Origin of the sequence: Enterococcus sp. LJL51 (assembly GCF_049894025.1) — a bacterium.
In the GTDB taxonomy this organism is placed as follows: domain Bacteria; phylum Bacillota; class Bacilli; order Lactobacillales; family Enterococcaceae; genus Enterococcus_L.
Window position 1 is genome coordinate 24,314 of the sequence record NZ_JBNEQE010000022.1, and the last position, 25,037, is coordinate 49,350.

The following is a 25,037-nucleotide window of genomic DNA, read 5'->3' on the forward strand; positions in this document are numbered from 1 at the left end:
TTAGTCCACTCCCATCATCTGATAATTTGGTTTGCCTGCCGGCACCATTGGCAGTACATGTTCAGTTTGTGATACTGCTACTTCAATCAGTATCGGACCTTTTTCTTTAAATGCTTCGGTCAGATCTGCTTCGACCTTTTGCGGATCAGTAATGCGAACAGCAGAAATTCCATAAGCTTCAGCCAGCTTAACAAAGTCCGGCTGACTGGCAAATACAGACTCCGACCGCCGTTCGTTAAAGAAGCTTTCCTGCCACTGTCGGACCATTCCCAGCGATTGATTATTCAAGAGAACAATCTTAATTGGCAAATCGTAGTCATTTAAAATTGCCAGCTCCTGATTCGTCATTTGAAACCCGCCGTCTCCAACAAACAGGACAACCTCTTTTTCGCGACAGCCCAGCTTGGCGCCAATCGCTGCCGGTATACCATACCCCATCGTTCCCAAACCACCGCTCGTAATGAACTGCTTTTCATTTTTAAATGGATAGAACTGTGCTGTCCACATCTGGTGCTGTCCAACATCTGTTACCACGATTGCTTCACCAGCTGTCAGTTTTCCGATGTACTCAATTACCTTTTGCGGTTTGATTTCTTTCTGTTGTTCTGCGTCATATTTAAATGGATGCAATTTCTTCCTTGACTGATTGATTTTCCGCCAGTCTGACCAGCAGTCTCCGTTTTCACACAGCTCATAAGTCAGCATTTCCTTCAATGTTTCCTTTGCATCGGCAACTATCGGAATCTTGGTTTCAATTATTTTACCGATTTCAGCTGGGTCAATATCAATATGAGCAACTACTGCATTCGGAACAAATTCCTGCGGCGCACTTGCTAGGCGGTCGTCAAACCTCGAACCAATGTTGATCAGCAAATCACAATCTGTCAGTGCCATATTCGCCGCAAAGGAACCATGCATACCACCCATTCCCAAAAACAGCTCATGCTCAGAAGGTACTGCACCCAAACCAAGTAGCGTACTTAATACAGGCAGCTTGTGCTTTTCAACAAACGCGGTTAATTCTTCACTAGCATTCGCTTGAACTACACCCGCTCCCGCTAATACAAGCGGCTTCTTCGCTTCCTTCAGCTCCTCCATCAGCTTTTTAACCTGAAGCTTATTAGGAAAGACTGTCGGCTGATAGCTTGGCAGTGCTAATGCAGGCGGGTGCTCGGCATCTGATTCAATAATTGTCATATCCTTAGGCAAATCAATTACTACTGGTCCTTTTCTTCCTGTAGAAGCAATATGAAAAGCTTCATCAATGATTCTCGGCAGCTCGCTCGTATCTCTTACCTGATAATTATTTTTAGTGATCGGCATCGTAATTCCTACCACGTCAGCTTCCTGAAAGGCGTCTTTACCAATACCATTAGTCGTTACCTGTCCGGTGAATACCACGAGGGGAACCGAATCACTCATTGCATCCGCAATTCCTGTGACTGCATTTGTAGCACCTGGTCCGCTTGTCACCACTACAACTCCCGGCTTGCCAGTTGCCTTTGCATATCCCTCCGCGGCATGTACAGCTCCTTGTTCATGCCGTGTTAATATATGCGGCATCTCTCCATCATACAAGGCATCATAGAGCGGGAGGACTGCGCCTCCCGGATACCCGAAAATCATTTCTACATTCTGACGAAGCAGCGCATCAATCAATATTTTTGAACCGCTCTTTGCATTTGTCATACGCGTTCCTCCTAACTTTTGATTCTATAGCTCCTTTATTTGCTGGCTAAAGCCAATCCTCTTTGATTATTTTCCTACTAACCTGTACAAACCAGTTCTTTTAAAAAAGGATATTATAGTAAAGAAGTACCCATTGCATTTTTGGTCATACCCATTTTTTTAGTCAAGCAAATCATCAGGAATACGCATAATACCGCCTGTATGAGCAGAAGTAACCAAGGCTGTATATCTAGCTAAATACCCAGTTTTAACCTTAGCCTTAAACGGCTGCAGCGTTTCTTTCCGCTGCTGTAGTTCTTCTTCTGGAACTTGAACATTTAATGTTCGATTAGTCAAATCAATTTCAATCGTGTCTCCATCATTAATTAGCGCTATCGGTCCGCCTTCAGCAGCTTCAGGAGAAATATGTCCTACAGCAATTCCCCTAGTAGCACCGGAAAAGCGTCCATCTGTAATCAAAGCAACATCTTTGCCTAAACCTCTACCGACAATACTTGAAGTCGGCGCCAGCATTTCAGGCATGCCCGGTCCGCCCTTTGGTCCTTCATAGCGGATAACCACCACGTGTCCTTTAGTCACCGTATGATTATCAATTGCTTGAACTGCCTCATCATGAGAGTTGAAACAAATCGCTTTTCCTGTAAACACTTGAATAGACGGATCTACACCACCGACTTTAATAACGCTGCCCTTTGGTGCAATATTTCCATATAGAATTGAAAGACCGCCGACAGGGCTGTACGGTGTTTCCTTTGGATGAATGACTTCCTCATTTTTAATTGATGCATCTGCTACATTTTCCCGAAGAGTTTTACCTGATACAGTTATCCTATCAGGATGAATCGCATCGCCTAAATCAACCAGTTCTTTTATGATTGCTGGAACTCCACCAGCTTCGTGTACATCATGCATAGAATAAGCGGATGAAGGAGCAATTTTTGAAAGGTAAGGGACTCGCTTGGCAATTTCATTGATTGATTCTTGATCATATTCAATCTCTGCTTCATTTGCAATTGCCAAGGTGTGAAGAACGGTATTGGTTGAGCCGCCCATTGCCATGTCTAAGGCAAAAGCATCATCAATTGCCTCCTTAGTGATAATATCTCTTGGTTTGATTTGCTGTTTAACTAAATCCATTAAATGAAATGCAGATTTTCGAACCAATTCTTTGCGCTCCTCTGAAACAGCTAAAATTGTGCCATTCCCCGGCAGTGCCATACCTAAAATCTCCATCAGACAATTCATTGAGTTTGCAGTGAACATTCCGGCACAAGAACCACAGGTCGGGCAAGCATTTTGTTCCATAAAGGTAAATTCTTCTTCTGTCATTTGTCCATCTTTATAAGCTCCTACCGCTTCGAACATAGACGATAACGTCGCTGTGTGTCCACGAGGATCAACTCCAGCTTTCATTGGACCGCCGGAACAAAAGATAGCTGGTACATTCGTACGGACACTTGCCATTAACATGCCCGGTGTGATTTTATCGCAGTTTGGAATGTAGAAAACACCATCAAACCAGTGAGCATTAATCACGGTTTCCGCCGCGTCTGCAATTATTTCCCGGCTGGGTAATGAATAGCGCATTCCAATGTGCCCCATCGCTATGCCGTCATCAACCCCGATTGTATTGAACTCAAACGGAATTCCGCCAGCTTCACGAATCGCTTCCTTCGCAATATCCGCCAGCTCGCGCAGATGGACATGTCCAGGAACAATATCGATATAAGAATTACAGATAGCAATAAATGGTTTCTCCATATCTCTGGCACTTTTTACTTGGCCTGTTGCGTATAGCAGACTTCTTGCCGGAGCTGCTTCGATTCCTTTTTTGATCATATCACTTCGCATTTTTATCACTCCAATTCTGGTTTTCGGTCTCTTCAGTCTTGCTTCACCTATTTCTTCTACAAAAAAAGCATCCCATCAAATGGGATGCTTTAGCAAGAATCCCATTCACTAAAGACGAATAGGACTCAAACATCTGCAAAAATCTCAGTGTTCTAAGTCCTCGATAATAAAATAATGACTAATTCAATATTCGCTGTCTTTCTCATAAGTGGATTCTCCTTTATTCGCTGTACATAGGTACATAACATTAAAAATTAATGTGAATCAGAAAAGCTTTTGTTAACTATAAACTTTTAAAATGAGAATGTCAATAGAAAATTCAGAAAATTCGAAAAACATTTTCAATTTTCTTTTCTAACTTTTAGTTATAAAAAGCTATTTGGGAACAGGAGCTGTTTTGCGAAATAAAAAAACACTAGAACAAAATTTGACTTTTGTTCTAGTGTTGACAGTTTAATTATTTCTAAAATAATATAACGGTTTTTTAGTCAGACGTTTCATCTGACGTTTTTTATCTTCAATAATTGATAAAAGCTCATCAGAGAAATTTTCAAGAATGACTCGACCGCCTTTATACGTGTTTCCGCCAATTGAAGCAACCTCATCTGGCGTAAGTATTACCTTTCGATGGGTAATTTTTTTAAAAAACACATCAATCAGGTAAGTTGGCAGATAAAAATTATTCTGTGCTGAAAAAGATTCCAGATAAATAAAATCATCAATACTGATATAACAGTCATCAACTGACAGAAAATGAACAGACCGGTCAATATAGATATCTCTCTTCTGTAAAATCTCATTAATTTTTTTATTCAGAAGATTTAAACTCTCAATCTCCTTCACATAATTTTCCAATTCGCGGTGGCGAATATATCTGCGTTCTTCATATGAAAGCCGAAAAGCCATCGATAAGATCACAATTGCCGCCCCTACGATAACCCCTATAATTCCTACAAAAAAAACAAGCATTGGATTTACCTCTTACGTTAGTTTGTCTGTAAATTAGTATAGCACATTCTGCTTTCTAGAGAAATTAAAAACTACGGCTACACACCTCGGTATATCCTTGCTCTATCCAAGTTCTCAGTAGAAATCAAATTTTCCAGCAATTACCATAGAAAGCAGAACTAACTTATAGTTATGCTTCACGACGTATCAGGATTGTCACACCTTTTTCAAATTGAGCTTCATATTCCTGCAGAATATGAATAATCTTTCGTTCCGTGGAACAGATACCTATCTTCTTATCCGTTTTCTTCACCGCCCGCCAATGAATAATCCAAAAAAGCGGTCCTCCCAGATACCAGGCAAATTGTGAGGTGTTATCCAGACATTGACTATACAAAAACGACAACCGCTCTATGACATCTCCTGTAATCACATAGTCTTCCAACTGCTTTCTCAACAACGGATAAAGCTCTTCAATATCATTTACATCATTCAAATCATACTACTCCTTTTTTCGTGTTCATTTAGCCGCAAATAATTCTTTTACTTTCTACAATATACCTTTTTTAGAGAGGTGGATGGCAATTTCTTCTCTCGTTGCTGGAAAAATAATGCCAGCTAGTCCCTCATACTCATTTCCATAACTGTCCATCAGATAGCCACACTGCTCACATTCTTCCAAAAAATGAATTTTCCCGTTCGGCTGCTTCGCAAGAACATAATACATAGTATATTGATTAATTTTTGGGCAGTCATTGCTTGTAGGAACCGCCGCCAGCTCCCATAACGTACTGCTGATGATCATCGCTAACCCGCCGATTTTATTATATTCACGTTGACTTACTATGTTTTTCTCTGTTTCCAAAGAGAGAGTTGTCTCTGGATTAACATAGACTGCCGGATCAAGCTCGATTAGCATATCCAAGCGCGAGTTTTGCAAAACCTCTTTTCTGAAATATCGATTATTTCTTTTGACAAAAGCCGCTAGTGCTGCGTAATAGGCTTGATGACTGCTCATTATGTTCTCATCAGAAAACAGTGCGTAGTACTGCTGCATAAAACGACTGTCTCGCTTCATGTAATTTTTCATCTGCTGCTCCTTATCCAATGAACCTGTCTACTCTAATCAACTACACCTTTTCTTCTATTAGAAGACGTTTCTTTTGATAATAAATTAAGTCTTCCTGATCCTGCAGCTCCTTAGTCTCTTTAAGAAGCTTTTCTTTTTCCTCCTCCAAATGAAAGAATACAGCTTTTTTCTTTTGCTGAACCTGCCATCGCAATTCCTCGGTCATTTGTTTTTCCTGATCGTTGCCGATAAACTGATCTAAACGGCTGACAAGATGATTCACCCGGTAGAACAGTTCACTATATTTATCCTCAAGCTTGTCCATTTTTCTCTGTGTTTCTATAGCTTCGTCTAATGCTTTTTCGACATTTCGCTCTTCCAGCAGCAGGCCATCCCATTGGTTAATCTTCTTTCTATCCATTTACACGCCCTGCAATTTTCTGGATAATGATTTGCCTTCTCTGCTTGGATACAAATCCAACCTCTTTATCACTCATTAACTTTCCTCCTAAATAGTCTCATAATAAAAATGACAAAATAACCAATTAAAAATTCTTTTCATTACATATAGTTTATCATAATCCTTGGAAATCAACTTATCAGATTTTTTCTCTTTATATAAAATAATTGATATAGCTTCTCCTATTTTTCTGTGTAAAAACAGGTGAATAATTTCAATGCAATTTAATTGACCTTTATTGACCATTAGAGTATACTTTTTTTAGGCATTCCAATCAGGGATATGTTAGAATGTTTTTATGAGCTTTTTATATAGGAGGACATAACTTATGAATTTAATACCAACAGTCATAGAACAATCATCTCGCGGCGAAAGAGCCTATGATATTTACTCACGCTTATTAAAAGACAGAATCATTATGTTGAGCGGACCAATCGACGACAATGTAGCTAACTCCGTTATCGCTCAGCTGTTGTTCCTTGATGCACAGGATTCTGAAAAAGATATTTATCTATACATCAACTCTCCGGGCGGCAGTGTTTCTGCTGGATTAGCAATCTTTGATACAATGAACTTTGTTAAAGCTGATGTACAGACAATCGTATTAGGGATGGCAGCTTCTATGGGCAGCTTCTTGCTGACAGCCGGTCAAAAAGGCAAACGCTTTGCGTTGCCGAATGCTGAAATCATGATTCACCAGCCATTAGGAGGAGCACAAGGTCAGGCAACTGAAATTGAAATTGCTGCTAAACACATTCTCGATACACGTGAACGCTTGAATAAAATCTTAGCTGAACGTACGGGGCAACCAATTGAAGTGATTGAGAAAGATACAGATCGCGATAACTTTATGACTGCACAGCAGGCAAAAGATTATGGGCTGATTGATGAAGTGATGGAAAACAGCAGTTCTCTGAATTAATAATCAGAATCTCAAAAGTCTGAAATCATTAGATTTCAGGCTTTTTTCTTTGAAATTAACTTACAAACAATAGTACACTAATAGTTGAAAGAAAATTAAAGGAAGAAAGGATTATTGATGATGGATATTTCTCAAATCGATGCCTCCAAAGTTACAGAAGAAAATGGTTTAATCATCGGCAGAGACTCGGCTCCAGTGAAAATGATTGAGTTTATGAATGTCCGCTGCCCTTATTGTAGACAGTGGTTTAATGAATATGACGATATGCTTACGACTTATGTGAACAATGGAAAACTGCAGCGGATTATCAAACTGTTCGATAAAGAAAAGGAAAGCCTGCAGCGGGGAAATATGATGCACCGCTTTATCAATTACGACCTTCCGTTAAAAGGTTTGACAGACTTACGGCAAATTTATGCCACGCAGGATAAATGGGGGGATATGTCCCTGACTCATGTTGCGGAATTTGCTCAAAATAATCTGGGACTGCAGGAAATGGATAATCGGGCAGTTTCACAGGCAGTTATTGATGAAGCTGTTGCTGCTAATATCCAGTTTGTGCCAACCATCATTATTGACCAGCATATTTTTGATGAATCAGTTACAAAAGAAGAGTTAATTGCCTATATTGAACACAGAGAGTAACAATCATTTAAAAAATTTGGAGTTAAAAAAATCAACTGAAATAAATATTCGTTTTATGAGGTCTGGGATATAAATAAATTTTCAGCTCTTTAGTTGTGCCTGCTCCGAATAAATATACTAAGATTAGTGGGTAAGGTATTCGATTGAATATCTTACCCACCATTTATTATTCTGTTTTCCATCTATTTAGCTGTGTTTTTTATTCAATTACTCTTTTCAAATCAACCCAAGATTAGTTCATGATAATTCTATTTTTTTAATCGCCTTATTTTTCATCCTTGTTTCTTCTTAGCAGCCTTGCTGCTTCTGCCTCAGAAAAAACCTGCTTATCAATTTTAATAACTGCTGCTTGATTTTCTTTTGGTGGAACAAATCTGAAGATAGTACATTCAGCGATAGTTTTTCCTGGATTTGATATCCGATGAATGCTTTTGTTCATTCGAATCAGTTCACCCGCTGCTACCTGACGACACTGCAATAAGTCATCAATCCATTCTACACACAGACTTCCTTTATTAACTACAATAATTTCTTCAATTTCTTTGTGGGCATGCCAATCCTGAACACAGCCAGCTGGAATAGTATTCGTATGCACTTCAAAGGTATCAAACAAAAAATAGCCGACTGCAGTTCCGTTTTCTTTAGTAACTGACAATGCGTCCATTTGAGTCATTATATCCGGTATTTGTTTTTTCATTCTATCCTTCATCCTTTCTGCGCTTTGGAATTTTACTTGTTGGAGCATTTAATGCTGATTACTCGTCGAATTCTATATATTAACTAGTATACCGACAAACCGCTCTCCTGCCTATTTTAACTAGGAGAAAATCCTAAACTATGTTATTCTTTTTATTAAAGGAGGGGTTATTTTGTCTAAAGCAAGCTATTTTGCTTCATTGCTTCAACAGGGAATTCCCGTTGAAAAATATAAAGAAGCAGGAAATTCCATGCTGCCGATTATTAAATCAAATCAGCCTGTGAGCTTAGAACCAGTAACGATGAATACTGAGTTAGCAGTCAATGATATTGTTTTTTGCAAAGTCAAAGGTAACTACTACACACACTTAATAACAGCTGTTAGAAATCGAAACAATCAACTGGAGTTTCAAATTTCCAACAATCATAATTATGTGAATGGCTGGATAAAAAAACAGAATATTTTCGGCAAAGTTGTTAAAATTTGGTAATCACCAAGTTTTATTTTTTTTCTGAAAAATAAAAAAGCCTCAATTTTTAGAGAACGAATTGAAAGCTGTTTTATATTAGGCATTGCTATTTATTTGTTTATTTTACTGCTGGCGGCTGCTGATAATTGCATTTTTCTCTTGATGAAAACAGTCATGAACTATCTCAATAGAATGACCAACAGTTAACTTTCTAGTCGTTTCAGGAAAAAACATTCATTATTTCTTCAAGTAGCGCAAACCATATAAAGTCTTTTAAAAACAATTTGCTATTAGATAATACAAGCTATTTATCTCTAAACATTTCTTAAAAAAATCACTGATAGTCTAATTTAATGCTTGAATAAGCATTTCTATATATTGTTCTGCCATCCTTTCTGCTGATTCACCAGATAGACCAGTGCTGACAATATGATAGACTAAACCCATCAGTCCAATTAGCATCAGCTCAGCTGAATGCTGATTCGCCGACGTAAAGCAGCCTTCTGTTATCCCCTCATTGATTAATGCCTGCAGTAAATCAATTCCTGCTTCTTCTTCGCCCTCCTCTGGAATAGGATCATTACGGGAGGCCATCATTACGGCTTTAAATTTCTCAGGATATTTTATCATTGTTCGAATAAACGTCCTGTTGCATGCTCTCAATTTTTCAACTGGCGTCTGTTCAGGATACTTTGCTAATAACGTAGTAATCTCTTCCATAACTTCCTGAAAAACCCTAGTTGAGATGCTTGTTAAAATATCATCTTTGTTTTTATAATAATTATAGATTGTGCCAACTGCATAACCGATTCTTTCTGCTATTTTTCGGATTGACAGCTTCTCGATTCCTTCTTCAAGAATAATTACCACAGCCGCATCTACAATTTTTTCCTCTATTGCTATTCGTTCTATTTGTTTTCTTGACTTACTATCCATTCCCATTCACCCTCTATCTATCTATTAAATATCCCATAAAAGAAGTGCAGCATCAGTCCGTAGCTTTTATCTGTATTACTACTGAAAAATTTCTTTTAGCAAGTCAACTCACTCCAGGCAAGTCAAAATAAAAAATTATAGTGAGTCTGTACATAATCGAGCGAAATAAGTCGCTTCGCAAAAAATACTTGATTCCTCTGTATGACTAGTTATTAGCTTTGAACATCGAAGCTTTTTTGAAATCCACATAGTTAGCTCTTTTGGCTACTGTTGGTCTAATCATAATAAAGAAAGAAGATATTTTCAACAGAGTATCTTTACATTTTTCCGATTTATGTTATTATTATAACATAAATATGAACGATGTTCATTTTATGAATATTGTTCAAAAAAAGGAGAGAGCCTTTCTATGAAAACTATGATTATCTACGATTCTAAACATGGAAGTACCTCACATATAGCTAAAATGATTGGTTGCGAACTCCAATTTGATGTTCAGCTTTCTGACATTCAGGAACCTATCAGTCTATCAGATGATTTTAACCAAATTATCTTTTTAGCACCGGCTTATGCCGGTCAGCTGAGAAAACAAGCTGCTGCATTCTTAGCTTCTCATCAAGAAACTTTACTACAAAAAACGCTAATTCTTGTCAATACTGGCTTACAGTTCTCAGAGGAAAAGATTGCGCAGCAGCTTCAAGCTATTTTTCCCGCTGCTCTTCGTGAGCATGCCGAATTGACTGCTTTTGCTGGATCAATTATTTATCCAGATAAACTAAATTTTTTTGAAAAGCTGATTCTAAAAAAAATATTTCATGATCAGCGCTTAGAATTTCCACGCCATGAAACTGATCATTACCTAGATAAATCTGCTCTGGACAGTATCGTACAAGCACTCAATGAACAAGAAGGGAGGACATATAGTACATGAAACAAAAAACGGAAATCTTGCTTGGATTGACAATCTTGTTTGGATTCATTACTACATTAGCCGGTATTTTTTCGTTTGATTTCAGCGACTCCTATGAAGTTCTTAATCAATACGGAGAACCGGTAGAACTATGGGGCTTCGGTATCTATGCCCATGACTCATATTTTAAAGCACCTATTCTCATTGGCTCAGACTGGTCTGTTTTATTATTTTTGCTGCTGCCAATGTCATGGTTCTTGCTGAAATACAAAAAAAGCGGGAGCGAGAAACTACTGCTTTTGCTAACAGGTTTGCTCTCAGCACTACTTTACTATGCTGTTAGTTTGGCAATCGGTGTGGCTTATAATCGACTTCACTTGATTTATATCTTATTTTTCTCTTTATGCTTTTTCAGTTTTATTTCTTGCCTATTTTTATTAGATCATAAATGGCTGAAGCAGCAGCAAGAGCGGAGTCTTAATAGTCGCTTTGTTCATTTTTTTCTGATTCTTTCCGGGTTTTCAATATTTATCGCCTGGCTGCCGGATATTTTATCCGCCTTGATATCAGATTCACCATTAGCGATGCTTGAGATTTATACTACTGAAATTACTTATGTTATCGACTTAGCCATTCTCAGCCCTTTCATTTTTCTAGTACTATATCTAGTGAAAACTGATGATAGTCGTGCGTATACGTTGCTGCCCGTTACAGCATTGATGTGTACGTTTATTGGCATCATGGTTATTTTTCAAACGGTAATGCAGCTGCTGGCTGCCGTTGATGTGCCCCTTCCAGCGCTAGTCACTAAGGTAATTGTCTTTATTCTACTCTCTTTTTATTCATCCAGTATTAGTTTTCGTTATTTTAAACACTTCAAACAAGTATCAGACGCTAGAGATCCTGCAAAACCTTAAAAATATGATTTTATATACCTGATTTTTACATGAAAAAACTGGCCTACTCCAAGTAATCAGAATAAACCAGTTTTTAGACTCTAAAATATATTGTGTTGGTGGAAACTCCAAAAGGAAAATCTACCAACCTTTTTTATGCACTTTTTTCTCTAAGCTTTTCAGCAAACTCATTGATTTTTCTAATACGGTGATTAATTCCAGATTTAGAAATCGCTCCAGAAGGAATCATTTCTCCCAGTTCCTTTAGGCTAACTTCTGGATGCTCTAGACGCAGCTCGGCAATTTCCTGAAGCTTTCCCGGTAAAGCCTGCAAACCGACTGTATTTTCTATATATTGAATATTTTCTATCTGTTTTGAGGCAGCATCAATTGTTTTATTTAAATTAGCTGTTTCACAGTTAACCAATCGATTCACTGAGTTTCTCATATCACGAACAATTCGAACATCTTCAAACTTTAGCATAGAATTGGTTGCTCCGATCAGGGTCAGAAAGTCAGCGATTTTTTCTGCTCCTTTTAGATAGGAAATATAGCCGTTTCTTCGTTCTAAGGTTCGTCCATTTAATCCATAATAGTTCAGCATGTCGCAAATATCGTTATTATGATCTTCATAAATGGAGAATATTTCCAGATGATAGCGGCTGGTTTCCGGATTATTTACCGACCCAGTTGCCATAAAAGCCCCACGTAAATAGGAGCGCATCTTTTGAGCATTTCCGACAATTTCATCGGAAACATGGTCCTGAAAAACCAAGCCGTCCATAATGTCTAAATCCGCTAATACAGATTTGGTATCCTGTTTTAGCCGAACAATGTATACATTGTTTTTCTTCAGCTTCATCTTTCGTCTAACCAGCAGCTCCGAACGAACATCATAATGATCCTTTAATAAGGTATATATTCGTCTGGCAATCGCCGCATTTTCGGTCTGAACATTTAAAACAAACTGTTGATTCAACAGACTCAATGAACCATTCATCCGAATCAGAGCAGCCAGCTCTGCCCGTGCATGTTCTCTGTGAACCTCTAAGGTTGTCAGTTCCTTCTTTACATCTGAGGCAAATGACATTTGAATGTACGCCTCCTTTCTATTTCACTGTTGCTTTTAATACTTTGCGCCAAAGACTATTCGGAATAGTTCTTCAACAACTTTGTCTCCATCATGAAAAACCCCGCCGTTTCTCAATTCTAAAAAGTCTGTTGATATTACACGGCAGCCTTCATTTCTTAAGCCTTGGAAATCGTGGACTACCTGTACTAGATATTCATCATAAATCTCAAAGTCCATGTACCCATCTGGTACAGGTTCAGTATTCACCAAAACAGTATCCACAAATTTCTCTCCTAAATGGTCATGGAGCACACGAATATGATCAGCATCGGTGAAATGCTCTGTTTCCCCCTTTTGCGTCATAATATTACAAATATAGACGACTTCTCCAGTTCGTTTTAAAATAGCATCCCCAATTTCACCAATAACAAGATTCGGCAAAATACTAGTAAATAAGCTTCCTGGGCCCAGCACAATCATATCTGCTTCTTCAATTGCTTTTACAACTTTTCGTGCTGCTGTTGGCTGTTCATCATCGTTCGTATTTGTCACAAATACGTGATCAATCGTTTTACGTGCTAAACCGATCCTTGATTCACCCACAGCTCCAGTACCATCCTTAAATATAGCGTGCAGGGTAAGCGGCCGCTCAGAAGAAGGATAAATATGTCCATCTACATGCATCATTTTCGATAAAAGCTGAATCGCTTCATAGGTACTGCCTCTCATCTCAGAGACAGCGGCTATAATCAGATTGCCTATGGCATGATTAGCAAAATACTCATCATCTTTATTGAAGCGGTATTGGAATATATCTTCATACAGCTGGGGCATATCTGAAAGTGCCACCAGCACATTTCTTAAATCCCCTGGTGGTGTCAGATTCATTGACTTTCTAATCTCTCCACTGCTGCCTCCGTCATCGGCAACAGTTACCACCGCTGTAATTTCTGCCCCCTGATTACGGAGACTTTTCAAAATAACCGGTAGTCCTGTTCCACCGCCGACAACGACTATTTTAGGCTTACGGATTCGATAGGTTTTCATGAGCGATTCACCGTCTCTTTCCGTTTGTCCTTATCACGATGGGTTACATTTACATGATAATTTTTTTCCAGTTCATGAGACATCCGTTCAGTGAGCGCAACAGAACGGTGCTGTCCGCCTGTGCAGCCAATAGCGATAGTCACATTAGATTTTCCTTCTTTTTTATAGCCTGGCAGCACATACTCTACCAAATCAATAAACTTTGTATAGAATTCTTCTGTTTCTGGAAAATTCATTACATACTCATAAACAGCGCTGTCCAGTCCAGTAAGCGGCCGCAGTTCGGGAATGTAATGGGGATTAGGCAGGAAGCGTACATCCATTACAATATCTGCATCAATCGGCAGACCATATTTGAATCCAAAGGAAACCATTTCTACGCGAAACTCGTGGGTATCTCTAGATTTAAATTCCTTACTGATTCGTTCTCGAAGCTGTCTTGGAGAAAGTGCCGTTGTATCAATAACTAGTTGAGCATCTCCTTTAATTTCTTCCAAGATTGCCCGCTCTTTTCTAATCCCTTCAGTGACTAATCCGTCCATAGCTAAAGGATGAGTTCTTCTGGTTTCCTTATAGCGGGAAACAAGCTCTTCATCGGTCGCATCTAAAAACATGACAGTGGTATCAATGACATTGGTATTTTCTATTTCAACAAGCATATTCTGTATTTCTCTAAAAAAGGCACGTGATCTCAGATCCACGACCAAAGCAATTTTCGATACTTTGCCAGATTCTTTAATCAGCTCCCAAAATTTGGGAATCAAACTTGGCGGCATATTATCAATACAGAAATATCCCATATCTTCAAAGCACTGCACCGCTACTGTTTTTCCTGCACCGCTCATTCCTGTAATAATGACTAATTGTAAATTATCGACCATAAAATTCACCGCTCCTCCAACACATTTTACTTATTATAACATTCCGGGCGTGTCAAAGGAAGCCTTAGCTCTAAGCGCAAAAAAAGAAGGCTTGCGCCTCCTTGCCAATTCACTTATCATATTGTGTCAATAATGCTCAAGTAGTTGATGTCCAAAACAGGGTTATCAGATTCTAAAGCCATACGGTCAATCGGATGACATTTGAGCAACTCCACTTGTACTGCATGATCTTCCTTGGAAAGAGCTTTTCCAATAAATGACCAAGATAAGTGATCAGCACTGCATAGATACGTACCACCGACTCTAATGTTTCCTCTATCCATTTGTCTATCCTTCTTTCTTGTGACATCTTTTCTATCTATAGAATAGCATGAAAAAAATTTTATGCTCATTCAATATTCTGATGTTTTTTCCTTTTTTTTGACTTTTTCCTACCTAATCCTTAACAGCAAAAAGAAAAGCAGTTTGTCTTTTACGACAAACTGCTTTTCTTTTCTTTTTGAACGGATTATTTATAGAGAGATAGATATAGACCAATTCATACCAATAATCTGTCTATCTGCTTTGATTTTACTCTATGAGAAATTATAAATCAAGATTTTTCAATCTATTCTTAAAAATTATGAATTTCTTAAAAAAGAAAACACTTTCACAGAAATGGAGTATACCAATTTATAAAACCCGCTTCAAATATTGACCAGTATAGCTTTCCTTAATTTCAGCAATTTCTTCCGGTGTACCGATTCCGACAATCGTTCCGCCGCCGTCGCCACCCTCTGGACCTAAGTCAATAACATGATCGGCTGATTTAATCATATCCAGATTATGTTCAATAACCAGTACAGTATTTCCAGCATCAACCAGTCGGTTCAAAACATCCAGTAAACGGGCGATATCATCCGTATGAAGTCCGGTCGTAGGTTCATCCAAGATATAGAAATTCTTGCCATTCGAAATCTTATGCAGCTCACTGGCAAGCTTCATACGTTGTGCTTCACCACCTGACAATGTGGTAGCTGGCTGTCCTAATGTTACATACCCTAAACCAACGTCCAAAATTGTCTGCAGCTTGCGGTGAATTTTAGGAATAGGCTGGAAAAATTCTACAGCATCTTCAACAGTCATTTCTAAGATATCTGCAATATTTTTTCCTTTGTAATGAACATCCAGCGTTTCAGAGTTATAGCGTTTCCCATGACAAACCTCACAGGGAACATAAACATCCGGCAGAAAATGCATTTCAATCTTAATAATCCCATCACCACGGCAGGCTTCACAGCGCCCGCCCTTCACATTGAAACTAAAACGGCCTTTCTTATATCCGCGAACTTTCGCCTCATTTGTTTTAGCGAATAAATCCCGAATATCATCGAATACACTAGTGTATGTAGCAGGATTACTTCGAGGTGTTCGGCCAATTGGACTTTGATCGATATCAATTACTTTTTCAATCTGTTTATACCCAGTTACACTTTTATGCTTACCAGGTTTATTTGAGTTGCGGTTTAACTTTTGAGCAAGAGCCTTTTTCAATATCTGATTGACCAACGTACTTTTCCCTGATCCAGATACACCGGTAACTGCAACAAACTCCCCTAAAGGAAACTCCACATTGACATTTTTGAGATTGTTTTCTGCTGCTCCAGTGACTTTAATGGACTTGCCGGTGCCCTTCCGCCGTTTTTCCGGCACAGGAATCACAAGCTTGCCCGACAGATATTGTCCTGTCAGTGAATCAGGGTTTGCGGCTACTTCTTCTGGTGTTCCAGCAGCCACAATCTGTCCGCCTTGTTCTCCGGCTCTTGGCCCTACATCAATCAAGTAGTCAGCTTCCCGCATAGTATCTTCGTCATGCTCCACGACAATCAGGGTATTGCCAAGATCCCGCATTTTCTTTAAAGAAGCAATCAAACGATCGTTATCCCGCTGATGAAGACCGATAGAGGGTTCATCCAGAATATATAATACGCCGGATAAATTTGATCCAATCTGGGTAGCTAGGCGAATCCGCTGTGCCTCTCCACCTGACAACGTACCGGAAGCACGGCTCAAGGTTAAGTAATTTAATCCCACATTTTCCAAAAAGGTCAACCGGTCTTTTACTTCTTTCAATATCGGCTTGGCAATCATCTGCTCTTGTTCTGTTAAGCTCAGTTTTTCAAAGAAAGGTACACTGTTTTGAATGGTTAACTCGCTTACTTCACCAATGCTGGTACCATTTATTTTCACAGCTAAAGCTTGTGGATTCAAACGGTAGCCTTTACAGGTTTGACAAGGCAGCTCTGTCATGTATGAACGCATTTGTTCTCTGGTAAATTCGCTGTTGGTTTCATGATAGCGACGTTTAATGTTCTTTAAAATCCCTTCGAAGGCAAGATCCACATCACGCACGCCGCCAAACTCATTTTCATAATGGAAATGGAAAATTTCACCGTTTGAACCATTTAAAATGATATCCTGATGTTCCTTTGGCAGTTCATTAAATGGTGTATCCGCATCAATGCCAAAACCAGCTGCTGCCTGCTCAAGCATTTGAGGATAATATTGTGAGCTAATTGGATTCCAAGGGGCGATGGCCCCTTCCTTCAATGTTTTTGAAGGTTCTGGAATGATTAAATCTTTGTCTACTTCCAAGCGCATACCTAAGCCGTCACAGTCTGGGCAAGCGCCAAATGGTGCATTAAATGAGAAGAGTCTCGGCTCCAGCTCGCCAACGGTAAAGCCGCAGTAAGGACAAGCATAGTGTTCACTGAACAATAGTTCTTCTTCACCATTAATGTCTACTAATACGTATCCCTCTGCTAAGCGAAGAGAAGCTTCAATTGAATCAAACAAACGGGAACGGATGCCTTCTTTAAGAATAATTCGATCTACTACAATCGCAATATCATGCTTCTTATTCTTCTCCAGCTCCGGTACTTCACTCAAATCATAGATTTCTCCATCTACACGAACACGGACATATCCTTCTTTTTGAATAGAATCAAATACTTTTTTATGCTGTCCTTTTTTCTTAACGATGACTGGAGCCATAATCTGCAGTTTTGTACGTTCCGGAAATTCCAGAATTTTATCCGCCATCTGTTCAACAGACTGACTGGTGATTTCGATATTGTCGTTCGGACAAATTGGATGACCAATGCGTGCAAAAAGCAGACGAAGGTAATCATTTATTTCCGTGACCGTTCCTACTGTTGATCGAGGGTTCTTACTGGTTGTTTTCTGATCAATGGAGATGGCTGGACTTAACCCGTCAATACTATCCACATCTGGTTTATCCATCTGACCTAAAAATTGACGAGCGTAGGCCGAAAGGCTCTCCACATAACGTCTTTGCCCTTCTGCATATAATGTATCAAAAGCCAGCGAGCTTTTCCCGGAACCAGACAAGCCGGTCACTACAACCAGCTTATCGCGGGGAATCGTCACATCAACATTCTTTAAGTTATGAGCGCGTGCTCCATGAATCACAATTTTATCGTTAGCCATATTCTACCTCCTAATCTGAAGCCTTCAGCTCCAGAATCGTATCCCGTAATGTTGCAGCTGCTTCAAAATCCAATGCTTTCGCAGCATCTTTCATTTCTTTCTCAAGTTTCATCAACAAATCGTCTTTTTCCTGCTTAGTCAGCTTGTCATAAGATGTGCTTATTGAATAAGTTTCTTCATCTTCAGCGATTTTAGAAATAGAAATCAAGTCACGAATTTCCTTGATAATTGTTTTAGGAACAATTCCGTGTTCTTCATTGTACTTCTCTTGTATTGAACGGCGGCGGGCAGTTTCATCCATCGCCTTCTGCATGGAATCCGTAATTTTATCTGCATACATGATAACTTTTCCCTCAGAGTTCCGGGCTGCCCGTCCAATTGTCTGAACCAGCGAACGTTCACTTCGCAGAAATCCTTCCTTATCCGCATCCAAGATGGCAATTAGAGATACCTCCGGCACGTCTAAGCCTTCTCTTAGAAGATTAATCCCAATTAGAACATCAAACTCACCTAAACGAAGATCACGAATTATTTCCGTACGTTCCAGCGTCTTGATATCACTGTGCAGGTATTTAACCTTTAATCCCAGCTCTTTGAAGTAGTCAGTCAAATCCTCCGACATTTTTTTCGTCAAAGTCGTGACAAAGACCCGCTGATTATTTGCCACCCGCTCATTAATTTCGCCAACTAAATCATCAATTTGTCCCATAATCGGACGAACTTCAATCAATGGATCCAACAGACCCGTTGGACGAATAATTTGTTGAATCACAGTCTCTGTTTGTTCATGTTCATACGGTCCCGGTGTAGCAGAAACATAGACTACCTGATGGACATGCTTCTCAAATTCTTCCAGTTTTAATGGACGGTTGTCCAGCGCGCTCGGCAAACGAAAACCATAGTCCACCAGCATCTGCTTTCTGGCACGGTCCCCATTATACATCCCTCTAACCTGAGGCATGGTTACGTGAGACTCATCAATAACCAGCAGAAAATCGTCTGGAAAAAAGTCGATTAATGTATAAGGCGGCTCGCCTTCTTTTCGTCCATCCATATGTCTGGAATAATTCTCAATTCCAGATGTATAGCCCATCTCTCTCATCATCTCGATATCATAATTCGTCCGTTGTTCCAACCGCTGCGCCTCCAGCAGTTTATTTTCAGAACGCAGAACCTTAAGCCGGCCATCCAGCTCAGCCTGAATTTGAGCAATCGCATGCTCCATATGATCATCATTGGTCACAAAGTGGGTTGCTGGAAATATCGCTACATGTTCTGTATCGCCAAGTACCTCTCCAGTTAAAGCATCTACTTCTCTAATGCGCTCAATTTCATCTCCAAAAAACTCCACCCGTAAGGCATGATCATCTTTGGAGGCTGGGAATATCTCGACAACATCCCCTCGTACTCTAAAGCGTCCCCGCTGAAAGTCTATATCATTTCGTTCAAACTGGATATCAATTAGATTTCTAAGTAAGGTTCCACGGTCTATCTCCATACCAACCCGCAGCGAAACAACTTGATCACTATACTCATCAGGATTTCCCAAACCAAAAATACAGGAAACCGACGCTATCACAATAACATCATTTCGTTCTAGTAGTGCACTGGTAGCCGAGTGACGCAGCTTGTCAATTTCATCATTGATGCTGGCATCTTTTTCAATATATGTATCACTTGAAGGAACGTAAGCCTCCGGCTGATAAAAATCATAGTAGCTGACAAAATATTCAACAGCATTGTTTGGGAAAAACTCTTTAAACTCCCCGTAAAGCTGTCCTGCCAAGGTTTTATTATGAGCAATCACCAGTGTTGGTTTGTTCACTTCTTTAATCACGTTTGAGATTGTAAAAGTTTTACCAGTACCTGTGGCGCCTAGTAAAATTTGGGCCTTTTCTCCGCCTTCAATTCCTTCTACTAATCGTTCAATCGCCTCCGGCTGATCACCATCTGGCTGATACTTAGAGACCAGTTCAAACTGGTTTGTTGTTGTTCTTTCAATCATCTGACTTACTCCCTTCATACAGTTTTTTCTCACTAGAAAAAAGGAAAAGAGTAATTTCTTACTCCCTGAATTATTTTAACATACCGAACATATTTTCGCCACTTGAATAGATCAGATTCTTTTATCGTTTTTTAATAGAAAAAACTCTTTTACATGTCATGATTTCTCACACGAAATGTTACTTTCTAAATATTTTTTTATTTTTCTATGTCAAATTAATTGTTTTTGACCTTAATTTTGCTATATAATTACTGAATATGTAATTATATTAGGAGGACTTTTATGAAGAAGAAGTATTTTTTATTTTCTTTAGTTGCTGTAATTGCCAGCCTGCTTGTTTTCACTGTTGGTAAGCCGGCCTCGGCTGAAGAAAAAACATACGATATCGGAACAGATTTGACTTTTGCGCCGTTTGAGTTTCAGGATTCAAATGATGAATACATCGGTATCGATATTGACTTACTTAATGCGATTGCAGAAGATCAGGGATTTAAAGTTAATTTGAAACCTTTAGGATTTGATTCAGCGATTCAAGCAGTTCAGTCAAACCAGATTGACGGAATGATAGCTGGAATGAGTATTACCGACGAACGAAAAAAATCATTTGATTTTTCGGAGCCTTATTTTGACAGTGGTCTGCAGATGGCTGTTAAGCAAGGAAATGATACAATCAGTTCGTATAAGGATTTAAAAGGGAAAACAGTTGCTGCTAAAGTTGGAACAGAGAGTGCTGCTTTCCTCGAAGAAAATCAAAAGAAATATGATTATACAATTAAGAACTTCGATGATGCAACAGGTCTTTATCAAGCTCTCCAAAATGGTGAAGCAGATGCTATCTTTGATGATTATCCAGTTTTAGGATACGCGATCACTAACGGACAGAAGCTGCAGCTAGTCGGAGAAAAAGAGACAGGCAGCTCCTATGGTTTTGCAGTGAAAAAAGGACAAAATCCAGAACTGATTAAACAGTTCAACGCAGGTTTAAAAAAGCTAAAGGAAGATGGAACCTATGACAAAATAGTTTCTACTTATATCTCTTCCGGTGCCAAAGACGACGGAAAAGAAATGCAGCAGATTGAGCCAAAGAAAGAGGTTTATTCAATTGCTAGCGATTCAACCTTTGCACCATTTGAGTTTCAAAATTCTGATGGTGAATACGAAGGAATCGACGTTGATTTAATGAAACGCGTTGCTGAGCTGCAAGGCTTCAACATTGAATTTAAATTTATTGGTTTCAGTTCAGCTGTTCAAGCCGTAGAATCTGGTCAGGCAGATGGAATGATTGCTGGAATGACTATTACACAGGAACGAGAAAAAGCTTTCGATTTCTCAACACCTTACTTTGACAGCGGCATCCAAATTGCTGTTAAAGAAAATAACGATTCCATTACTTCTTATGAGGATTTAAAAGGGAAGACAGTAGGAGCGAAAATTGGAACGGAAAGCGCTGATTTCCTTGAAGCGAACAAAGAAAACTATGGGTATTCCATCACGTATCTTGATACTACTGATGCGTTGTATAGTGCATTAGAAATTTCAGAAATCGATGCCATGATGGACGATTACCCTGTTATCGGCTACGGTATTGCTCAGGGACAGCCTTTAGCTACACCGATTCCCCGGGAAGAAGGCGGCTCTTATGGTTTTGCAGTGAAAAAAGGCAACAATCCGGAATTAGTTGAGATGTTCAACGAAGGGCTCGCAGAGCTGAAACGAACTGGTGAATACGACGAGATTCTCAGCAAGTACATTCAAGACGGCAGTAAAAAAGAAACTGCTGATGAGTCTACATTTGCCGGAATGATTAAAAACAACTGGAAACGACTGTTAAGCGGTCTCTGGATGACCATTCAGCTAACATTGATTTCTTTTGTTCTCGCTCTAATTATTGGTGTTATCTTTGGTCTGTTCAGTGTATCTCCGGTTAAGGCCCTGCGCATAGTCGCAACCATTTATGTCGATCTTATTCGAGGGATTCCGTTGATGGTAGTTGCTTTCTTCATCTACTTTGGTTTACCAGGGGTTCTAGGCTTCAACATCCCCGTGTTTATTGCAGGGATTATTACATTAACGTTAAATGCTAGTGCCTACATCTCCGAAATTGTCCGCGGCGGTATTAATGCCGTTCCGGTTGGTCAAATGGAAGCCTCCCGAAGCTTAGGGCTTTCTTACAATAAAACAATGAGAAAAATCGTTTTGCCGCAGGCTATCCGCATCATGATTCCTTCTTTCATTAATCAGTTTGTTATTTCTTTGAAAGATACAACTATTCTTTCTGCAATTGGTCTGATTGAACTGCTGCAGACTGGTAAAATCATCGTTGCCCGTAACCTGCAAAGTACAATGGTGTATCTGATTGTTGCAGTAATGTATTTGATTCTAATCACTTCATTAACTAAGCTGGCTAAAGTACTTGAAAAGAAGGTGAACTAAATGACAGAAAAAATTCTAGTCGAAAAATTAGTAAAAAAATATGGTGATAACACCGTTTTAAAAGACATTAACGTATCAATTAATGAAGGTGATGTTGTTTGTGTTATTGGTCCTTCTGGTTCTGGAAAAAGTACCTTTCTACGTTGTCTGAACCAGTTGGAAGAGGCAACCAGCGGGGATATCATTATTGATGGTGCGAATCTGACTGATAAAAATACAGATATCAATAAGGTGCGTCAGCACATCGGGATGGTGTTCCAACATTTTAACCTTTTTCCTCATCTCTCTGTTTTGGAAAACATTACACTTGCACCAGTTGATTTAGGCCGTATGTCTCCAAGCGAGGCAAAAGAAAAAGCTGTTAAGCTGCTGGATACAGTTGGACTGGCAGATAAAAAAGATAGCTATCCGAAATCTTTGTCTGGTGGTCAAAAGCAGCGTGTGGCTATTGCCCGTGCGCTTGCAATGAATCCTGACATTATGCTTTTCGATGAGCCTACCTCAGCACTTGACCCTGAAATGGTTGGGGATGTATTGAATGTTATGAAAAAGCTGGCAAAACAAGGTATGACAATGGTGATTGTTACACATGAGATGGGCTTTGCCAAAGAGGTGGCAAACCGCGTAATGTTCATCGACGGCGGGAACTTCCTTGAAGATGGTACGCCACAGCAAATCTTTGAGTCTCCTCAGCATGAACGGACTCAGGACTTCCTGAATAAGGTATTGAATATTTGATAAAAAGTTTTCAACATCAACTAGTGTTGGCAGGATTAAAAGCTAATTAAAATCGTGGAGCTTGGAACAAAAAGCAGGAAATATCTGGTTTTGTTTCAAGTTCTTTTATTTGAAAAAATCAAGACATTCCTCAGTTCCCAATCGCTTCTGATTTTTATTCCAGCTTCCGACTACTTTCAGCCACCGAATATTCTCTTAGTTCATTTCTATTGGTTTGTTTCCTCTAAGTTTTCTCTGAACTGTTACAGTGTCTCACTTGAAATTTCTTTTTTCCTGCCGTACATTTAATTTAAGCGGGTCTTAAATCTATAAACTGCTAAAGTATTTTACAGCTCTTTTGTGAAACTCAGCATCATAAAAGAAGTCAAAGCAGCTGCTGTTTTTTTACTCTATAAATTATCCTATTTTGATTCGAGGCGAGTATCTCTTAATGACAAAAATTATTCAGTTTTTCAAAACAGACCTTTTATTTACGATTTCTTTCCTAGCCGCTTTACTTAGCTTAGGCTTTGGTCTACCAGGAAAGGAAACTATTGATTATAAAATGCTTAGCTGCTTATTTGCGTTAATGCTGCTAATCAAGAATATTGAAAATCTTGGAGTTTTAAATTTTTTAGCTGAAAAAATTATTCACTTTTCCAAAGACACGCGCAGCTTAATCATTAGCATCACATTGCTCTCGTTCTTCAGCTCAATGCTTTTAACAAACGATGTAGCTATCCTTACTCTAATGCCGATTTACTTAAAAATTACTAAAAAGCTAAAGGTTTTAAAAGATCCGCTTACTGGAGCAGTCTTACTGATTATTGCAGCTAATCTGGGCAGCAGCTTCTTTCCATTTGGGAATCCCCAAAATTTATATCTGATGTCTCATTTTTCCTTATCTGCTAGTGATTTTTTTCAATGGTCTTTTATCCTGCTGGTTGCTTCTTTAGGCTTTCTTTGTCTTTCTTTTCTATTTATTGAGAAAAAGAAACTTACTGAGAAAACTGTCAAGCTTAAGTCGCTTAATCAAAAACATATACTATTACTTTCTCTAACTGGTCTTTTGATTTTGTCTGCAGTTTTTAATTTATCTCCTTATGAGGTTAGTATCCCCTTGGCAGTTACTATTTTGCTTTTTTACTCTCCTCAATCTGGGAAACAGGTTGACTATCGTTTATTGGCAACCTTTCTCTTCTTTTTCATTGCAGTAGGAGGTTTTTCTCAAATTCCAGGTGCTGCCGCTGTTATTAAAGAGCAGTTTAAAAGCAGTTATCGAACTTTTTTAGGAAGCATTGCTCTTAGTCAAATCATCAGTAATGTACCCGCAGTTATTCTGATTGCTCCTTTTACCAGCCATATTAAGGCCTTATTCTTTGGTGTAAATATTGGAGGTCTCGGAACATTAATTGCTTCTCTGGCAAATTTAATTGGTTTTAAAATCTACAGGGTTTATTACCCTGGTAAAGACAAACAATTCTTAACTAAATTCTCTCTGCTTAATCTATTATTTCTGGCAGGAATGATTGTTGTATTTTTATTTTTCTTAAACTAAAAAGGGAGTGGGACAATAGTCAGAAGAAAATCTGATTATTGTCCTACTTTTTTAATTTTAGGGTACACAAAAAGCACGCAACCGTGTAAGATTAAAGTGACTAAACCAAATCAAAAGGAGCGTGCTTTTATGTTTAAAGATTATACCATTAATCAAACGATTTTACCATTAGAGTTGGAACAGTTTATTCCTGAAACGGATGTCGCTTTTGCGGTTAATGCCTTAGTCGAAGCCATGCCGCAAACACTCTTTAATAAATTAGAAGAACAATTAGGCCGACCGGCCTACCACCCGAAGATGCTATTAAAAATTATTCTGTATGCGTATACTCAGCGTGTCTTTT

The 25,037-nt window shown here is 38.9% G+C and carries 22 protein-coding genes and 1 pseudogene; 9 read left to right on the forward strand and 14 right to left on the reverse strand.

The genetic code is table 11. The annotated features are described in order from the left end of the window. The 6 genes from ilvB to ACPWSO_RS16145 all read right to left on the reverse strand — a co-directional run bounded on the left by ilvB (window position 1) and on the right by ACPWSO_RS16145 (window position 5,978). Window positions 1–1,689 carry a biosynthetic-type acetolactate synthase large subunit gene (ilvB, locus tag ACPWSO_RS16120; protein WP_426084614.1) on the reverse strand — a complete coding sequence of 563 codons (1,689 nt, stop codon included), beginning with the start codon at window positions 1,687–1,689 and terminating at the stop codon, window positions 1–3. A 159-nt stretch (window positions 1,690–1,848) separates the two neighbouring features. Further along, window positions 1,849–3,540, reverse strand: coding sequence for a dihydroxy-acid dehydratase (gene ilvD / locus ACPWSO_RS16125; RefSeq protein WP_426084615.1), 1,692 nt, complete (start codon window positions 3,538–3,540; stop codon window positions 1,849–1,851). Between the two features lie 453 nt (window positions 3,541–3,993). Then, window positions 3,994–4,509: a hypothetical protein gene (locus ACPWSO_RS16130; protein ID WP_426084616.1), complete on the reverse strand. Its 516-nt coding sequence runs from the start codon at window positions 4,507–4,509 to the stop codon at window positions 3,994–3,996. 169 nt (window positions 4,510–4,678) lie between these two features. After that, window positions 4,679–4,984: a hypothetical protein gene (locus tag ACPWSO_RS16135; protein WP_426084617.1), complete on the reverse strand. Its 306-nt coding sequence runs from the start codon at window positions 4,982–4,984 to the stop codon at window positions 4,679–4,681. 54 nt (window positions 4,985–5,038) lie between these two features. Then, on the reverse strand, window positions 5,039–5,578 hold the full coding sequence (locus ACPWSO_RS16140; protein WP_426084618.1) for a hypothetical protein: 540 nt from the start codon (window positions 5,576–5,578) through the stop codon (window positions 5,039–5,041). A gap of 40 nt (window positions 5,579–5,618) precedes the next feature. Continuing rightward, complete coding sequence (locus tag ACPWSO_RS16145) at window positions 5,619–5,978, reverse strand: DUF3958 family protein (protein WP_426084619.1); 360 nt, start codon at window positions 5,976–5,978, stop codon at window positions 5,619–5,621. A gap of 367 nt (window positions 5,979–6,345) precedes the next feature. Between ACPWSO_RS16145 and clpP the strand changes: the two genes are divergently transcribed. Both clpP and ACPWSO_RS16155 read left to right on the forward strand, forming a co-directional pair. Beyond that, window positions 6,346–6,939 (forward strand): ATP-dependent Clp endopeptidase proteolytic subunit ClpP, encoded by a 594-nt coding sequence (gene clpP / locus ACPWSO_RS16150; RefSeq protein WP_209558463.1) that lies wholly within the window; start codon window positions 6,346–6,348, stop codon window positions 6,937–6,939. A 120-nt stretch (window positions 6,940–7,059) separates the two neighbouring features. Further along, window positions 7,060–7,584, forward strand: a complete 525-nt coding sequence (locus ACPWSO_RS16155) for a DsbA family protein (RefSeq protein WP_426084634.1) — start codon at window positions 7,060–7,062, stop codon at window positions 7,582–7,584. A gap of 265 nt (window positions 7,585–7,849) precedes the next feature. On the opposite strand, the gene ACPWSO_RS16160 is transcribed toward ACPWSO_RS16155, so the two are convergent. Next, a complete protein-coding gene (locus tag ACPWSO_RS16160; RefSeq protein WP_426084620.1) occupies window positions 7,850–8,281 on the reverse strand; it encodes a cupin domain-containing protein in 432 nt (143 codons plus the stop codon). 172 nt (window positions 8,282–8,453) lie between these two features. Between ACPWSO_RS16160 and ACPWSO_RS16165 the strand changes: the two genes are divergently transcribed. Next, complete coding sequence (locus tag ACPWSO_RS16165; RefSeq protein ID WP_426084621.1) at window positions 8,454–8,771, forward strand: hypothetical protein; 318 nt, start codon at window positions 8,454–8,456, stop codon at window positions 8,769–8,771. 324 nt (window positions 8,772–9,095) lie between these two features. Here the strand turns inward: ACPWSO_RS16165 and ACPWSO_RS16170 are convergent, their stop codons facing one another. After that, complete coding sequence (locus ACPWSO_RS16170; RefSeq protein WP_426084622.1) at window positions 9,096–9,686, reverse strand: TetR/AcrR family transcriptional regulator; 591 nt, start codon at window positions 9,684–9,686, stop codon at window positions 9,096–9,098. Window positions 9,687–10,095: 409 nt separating this feature from the next. On the opposite strand from ACPWSO_RS16170, the gene ACPWSO_RS16175 reads away from it, so the two are divergent. Next, window positions 10,096–10,617: a flavodoxin domain-containing protein gene (locus ACPWSO_RS16175; protein WP_426084623.1), complete on the forward strand. Its 522-nt coding sequence runs from the start codon at window positions 10,096–10,098 to the stop codon at window positions 10,615–10,617. Further along, on the forward strand, window positions 10,614–11,513 hold the full coding sequence (locus ACPWSO_RS16180; protein WP_426084624.1) for a hypothetical protein: 900 nt from the start codon (window positions 10,614–10,616) through the stop codon (window positions 11,511–11,513). The genes ACPWSO_RS16175 and ACPWSO_RS16180 overlap by 4 nt, the downstream gene beginning before the upstream one ends. A 133-nt stretch (window positions 11,514–11,646) precedes the next feature. Here the strand turns inward: ACPWSO_RS16180 and whiA are convergent, their stop codons facing one another. The 6 genes from whiA to uvrB form a co-directional block, all read right to left on the reverse strand. After that, window positions 11,647–12,582, reverse strand: coding sequence for a DNA-binding protein WhiA (whiA, locus tag ACPWSO_RS16185; RefSeq protein WP_426084625.1), 936 nt, complete (start codon window positions 12,580–12,582; stop codon window positions 11,647–11,649). A gap of 36 nt (window positions 12,583–12,618) precedes the next feature. Continuing rightward, a complete protein-coding gene (locus ACPWSO_RS16190; RefSeq protein ID WP_426084626.1) occupies window positions 12,619–13,611 on the reverse strand; it encodes a gluconeogenesis factor YvcK family protein in 993 nt (330 codons plus the stop codon). Beyond that, window positions 13,608–14,492 carry an RNase adapter RapZ gene (gene rapZ, locus ACPWSO_RS16195; protein ID WP_426084627.1) on the reverse strand — a complete coding sequence of 295 codons (885 nt, stop codon included), beginning with the start codon at window positions 14,490–14,492 and terminating at the stop codon, window positions 13,608–13,610. The genes ACPWSO_RS16190 and rapZ overlap by 4 nt, the downstream gene beginning before the upstream one ends. A 116-nt stretch (window positions 14,493–14,608) precedes the next feature. Beyond that, window positions 14,609–14,815: a hypothetical protein gene (locus tag ACPWSO_RS16200; RefSeq protein WP_426084628.1), complete on the reverse strand. Its 207-nt coding sequence runs from the start codon at window positions 14,813–14,815 to the stop codon at window positions 14,609–14,611. Window positions 14,816–15,164: 349 nt separating this feature from the next. Further along, the gene (gene uvrA / locus ACPWSO_RS16205) at window positions 15,165–17,981 is read right to left on the reverse strand and encodes an excinuclease ABC subunit UvrA (RefSeq protein WP_426084629.1); all 2,817 of its coding nucleotides are present in this window, start codon (window positions 17,979–17,981) and stop codon (window positions 15,165–15,167) included. Window positions 17,982–17,991: 10 nt separating this feature from the next. Continuing rightward, entirely contained in the window at window positions 17,992–19,986 is a 1,995-nt protein-coding gene (gene uvrB, locus ACPWSO_RS16210) for an excinuclease ABC subunit UvrB (protein ID WP_426084630.1), read from the reverse strand. Window positions 19,987–20,268: 282 nt separating this feature from the next. Here uvrB and ACPWSO_RS16215 point away from each other — a divergent pair, with 282 nt between their 5' ends. From ACPWSO_RS16215 to ACPWSO_RS16230, 4 genes and pseudogenes are all read left to right on the forward strand, one after another. Beyond that, complete coding sequence (locus tag ACPWSO_RS16215; RefSeq protein ID WP_426084631.1) at window positions 20,269–22,419, forward strand: amino acid ABC transporter substrate-binding protein/permease; 2,151 nt, start codon at window positions 20,269–20,271, stop codon at window positions 22,417–22,419. Next, complete coding sequence (locus ACPWSO_RS16220; protein ID WP_426084632.1) at window positions 22,420–23,157, forward strand: amino acid ABC transporter ATP-binding protein; 738 nt, start codon at window positions 22,420–22,422, stop codon at window positions 23,155–23,157. It begins immediately after the preceding gene. A 430-nt stretch (window positions 23,158–23,587) separates the two neighbouring features. Next, window positions 23,588–24,694 carry an SLC13 family permease gene (locus ACPWSO_RS16225; RefSeq protein ID WP_426084633.1) on the forward strand — a complete coding sequence of 369 codons (1,107 nt, stop codon included), beginning with the start codon at window positions 23,588–23,590 and terminating at the stop codon, window positions 24,692–24,694. A 129-nt stretch (window positions 24,695–24,823) separates the two neighbouring features. Further along, window positions 24,824–25,037, forward strand: a pseudogene (locus ACPWSO_RS16230) (IS5/IS1182 family transposase); the annotation flags it as partial.